Source organism: Oleiphilus sp. HI0117 (genome assembly GCF_001635235.1).
In genome coordinates this window covers 1-2,775 of the sequence record NZ_LWGA01000825.1, presented here as the reverse complement: position 1 = coordinate 2,775, position 2,775 = coordinate 1, and the positions used below count along the sequence as shown (strand labels likewise).

Genomic DNA, 2,775 nt, shown 5'->3' with positions numbered 1-2,775 from the left:
GTTTTTTTTGATTTCGAGTGATACTATAGTGATACATTTTAATATAAGGTGTCACTATGAGAACTGAAGTCGTTACTACATTAAAGAGACAAGCAACGAAACTGCTTGCAGATCTGCATGAGTCAAAAGAACCTATTCTTATAACTGAACATGGCCAGCCATCAGCCTATTTGGTTGATGTGGCTGATTATGAGTTGATGGTAGATCGGATGAAAATCCTGGAAGGTATCGCGAAAGGCGAACAGGCAATCCGTGAAGGTCGAACAATGGACATGTCGCAAGCTAAAGAGAAGATGAGTAAATGGCTCAAATAATCTGGACTGAGCCAGCATTAATTAATCTGAACGATATTGCAGATTATATTGAAGTTAGTAATCCGTACGCTGCGAGGCAGCTAGTAGAAAACGTTTTCAGCAAGGTGCAGAGGCTCGAACAATTCCCTGACTCAGGCAGAGTACCTGAAGAAATTTCGACTCTAAATTATAGAGAAGTTGTAGTAAATCCTTGTCGTGTTTTCTACAAAGTAGATAGCGACTCAGTCTATATCCTTCACGTATTGAGGCAAGAAAGAGATTTACGAAAGTTTTTACTATCTTCCAAAAATAGAAGCTAACCAAGCGTTCAACCGGTCTCGCCTTCGGGTTCGAGCCGCACCTAAAGGCGTTACATGTAAAAAATACAGGGTGTATTGTGCAAGTAGATAGAATTGATCACTTAGTTTTAACCGTCAAAGATATTGAGGAGAGTGTAAGTTTCTACCAATCAGTATTGGGCATGGAAAAAGTTATATTCGGTGAGTCCCGAGTTGCGTTGTCATTTGGCAATCAGAAAATAAACCTCCATCAACTGGGCAGTGAATTCGAACCTAAAGCGAATAATGTTAAATCAGGTAGTGCTGATTTATGTTTTATTATTACCACCCCGATAGGTAGTGCTATCGAGCATTTAAACAATTGTGACGTTACAGTGATCGAGGGGCCAGTAAGCCGTACAGGTGCAAAAGGTAAAGTTGAGTCAGTATATTTTAGAGATCCTGACGGCAACCTTATCGAGGTATCAAACTATCAAAACGTGTAACAAGGCCATCTTGCATCGCCCAGCCAAAAAACGGCTGGGCCGGACCTCACTTCGTTCGGCCACAAATGTAGGCGTTAGGAATATGAAACAATGAAATCGGTATCTACGGGTTTAAAAAAGATTCTTGTTTTTACAGGAAGCACTGTAGCCTTATCAATTGGATATTATATATACGCCCTTAGCCTTTACCCGCCAGTTGAAGAGCGTGAAACATTTTTAGCTGAAATAGGTGAAGGGTTAGGAGAGATTGGTTTATGGCTACTCGTATTCATTTACGCCAGAACTCTAATCAAATTGTTTTTTGGAAAAGGGGCTATCGCTAAAAGGCTCTTACCAGAATACAGTATAGAGCTTGACCCGCCGCTTATAGATAGTTTGATCAATCTATTAAATAGAACGCATGTATATTTCGGTATCGGTGCGGTGGCTATAATACTTCTGCACATCGCTTTAATGGGTTTACCAATGCATATTCTTTTTTCCCTGCGGTACTCGCACTAGTAATCTGGCAAGGGCTATTCGGTATTTTTATCAGCTGGCGATACTCTCCAAGAGAGTTGAAAAAATTGTCCTATCTTGTACATGCACAACTATTCACAGGTGTTATGATAGGTGTGTTCTCTTATTTTGGGCATCTGTTAATTGACGATTAAAATGCCTAACCAGTGCATTTACTCTAGAGTCCTGCAAATGCCGCTCATCTAAGTAAATCAATCCAGCAATATCGTGCAGGCAAAACAGAGGAGCATGGATTGCTCGATGATTGAAATATTAGCGTCGACTACGGAGGCGTAGTCAGATTATGTTTACTGGCAAGGCCAAGACAAGAAAACACTTAAACGTATCAACAAGCTCATACCCGATACTCAACGTCATCATTTTGATGGGTATACGTAAACCTGAGCCTCTTAAAGAAAGCCTAGCTGATTTCTGGTCTCGCCGCATAGATGACAGTAATCGGTTGGTATATGTTGTTGACGATAATAAACGTATAATTATATCTTACCGTTACCACTATGAAAAATAATTTAACGAAGCATTCAGCAGGACTAGCCTCCCGCTCGCCCGGTTAACGGGGCGTTAGGCAAAAAATAGACTTCAACATCGAGGTATAATTGAATGGAATCAACACTAAAATACATCTTGTATGCACTAGCTTTAGTCGTCGCAATAACTGGGTTAAATGTCTTATTTGGTGGTGCTTCCGCAATTCCGGGTTCAACCGGAGGTGCAGAAGCAACAGTGGATAACGAATTAAGATTTTTCTCTGTTTTCTGGTTAGCTTATGGGGCCTTTTGCTTTTGGGTCGCTCAAAATATTCAGGCTCAATATAAGTTCATTCCATCTATTGCTTTGGTATTTTTTATTGGTGGGCTTGGCCGTTTAATTTCAATATTGTCCGTAGGACCTCCAGCTAGTGTTCTAATTCCGGCGATGATTTTAGAGTTTGTTATCCCAATAGCTATCTATGGTATTTACTGGAAAAAATATATTAAAAACATAACCAAGCAATCTTGTGGAACTCCGTGAGCTTTAATAAGGAAATTCATGCCAAAATTCGAAATGGAAATATCGTTGCCAGTTTGCCCCGAAAATTTATCGGCAGACCTATTGGTCATGTCGGGGGTTAATTACGAGTTATCTCCCATATTAAAAATGTCGGCCCCTCAACAATGGGCGGCAAAACCAATATCTGAG

Annotated in this window: 5 protein-coding genes and 1 pseudogene; all 6 read left to right on the top strand. The window is 40.3% G+C overall.

What is annotated here, in order from left to right:
* Positions 1-56 precede the first annotated feature (56 nt).
* The 6 genes and pseudogenes from A3757_RS13830 to A3757_RS13805 all read left to right on the top strand — a co-directional run bounded on the left by A3757_RS13830 (position 57) and on the right by A3757_RS13805 (position 2,607).
* The gene (locus tag A3757_RS13830; RefSeq protein ID WP_068507610.1) at positions 57-314 is read left to right on the top strand and encodes a type II toxin-antitoxin system Phd/YefM family antitoxin; all 258 of its coding nucleotides are present in this window, start codon (positions 57-59) and stop codon (positions 312-314) included.
* On the top strand, positions 302-613 hold the full coding sequence (locus A3757_RS13825; protein WP_068552981.1) for a type II toxin-antitoxin system RelE/ParE family toxin: 312 nt from the start codon (positions 302-304) through the stop codon (positions 611-613). Before A3757_RS13830 ends, A3757_RS13825 begins: the two co-directional genes overlap by 13 nt.
* Before the next feature lie 77 nt (positions 614-690).
* The gene (locus A3757_RS13820) at positions 691-1,077 is read left to right on the top strand and encodes a VOC family protein (protein WP_068552689.1); all 387 of its coding nucleotides are present in this window, start codon (positions 691-693) and stop codon (positions 1,075-1,077) included.
* 90 nt (positions 1,078-1,167) lie between these two features.
* On the top strand, positions 1,168-1,578 hold the full coding sequence (locus A3757_RS13815) for a hypothetical protein (protein ID WP_197470046.1): 411 nt from the start codon (positions 1,168-1,170) through the stop codon (positions 1,576-1,578).
* A gap of 297 nt (positions 1,579-1,875) precedes the next feature.
* A pseudogene (locus A3757_RS13810) lies at positions 1,876-2,104 on the top strand (Txe/YoeB family addiction module toxin); the annotation flags it as partial.
* A gap of 92 nt (positions 2,105-2,196) precedes the next feature.
* Positions 2,197-2,607 carry a DUF4345 domain-containing protein gene (locus A3757_RS13805; RefSeq protein ID WP_068516633.1) on the top strand — a complete coding sequence of 137 codons (411 nt, stop codon included), beginning with the start codon at positions 2,197-2,199 and terminating at the stop codon, positions 2,605-2,607.
* The last annotated feature ends 168 nt before the right edge of the window (positions 2,608-2,775 follow it).

Coding starts and splice junctions, on each gene's coding strand:
- A3757_RS13825 (WP_068552981.1), top strand. CDS start 302: ATGGCTCAAATAATCTGGACTGAGCCAGCATTAATTAATCTGAACGAT.
- A3757_RS13805 (WP_068516633.1), top strand. CDS start 2,197: ATGGAATCAACACTAAAATACATCTTGTATGCACTAGCTTTAGTCGTC.
- A3757_RS13830 (WP_068507610.1), top strand. CDS start 57: ATGAGAACTGAAGTCGTTACTACATTAAAGAGACAAGCAACGAAACTG.
- A3757_RS13815 (WP_197470046.1), top strand. CDS start 1,168: ATGAAATCGGTATCTACGGGTTTAAAAAAGATTCTTGTTTTTACAGGA.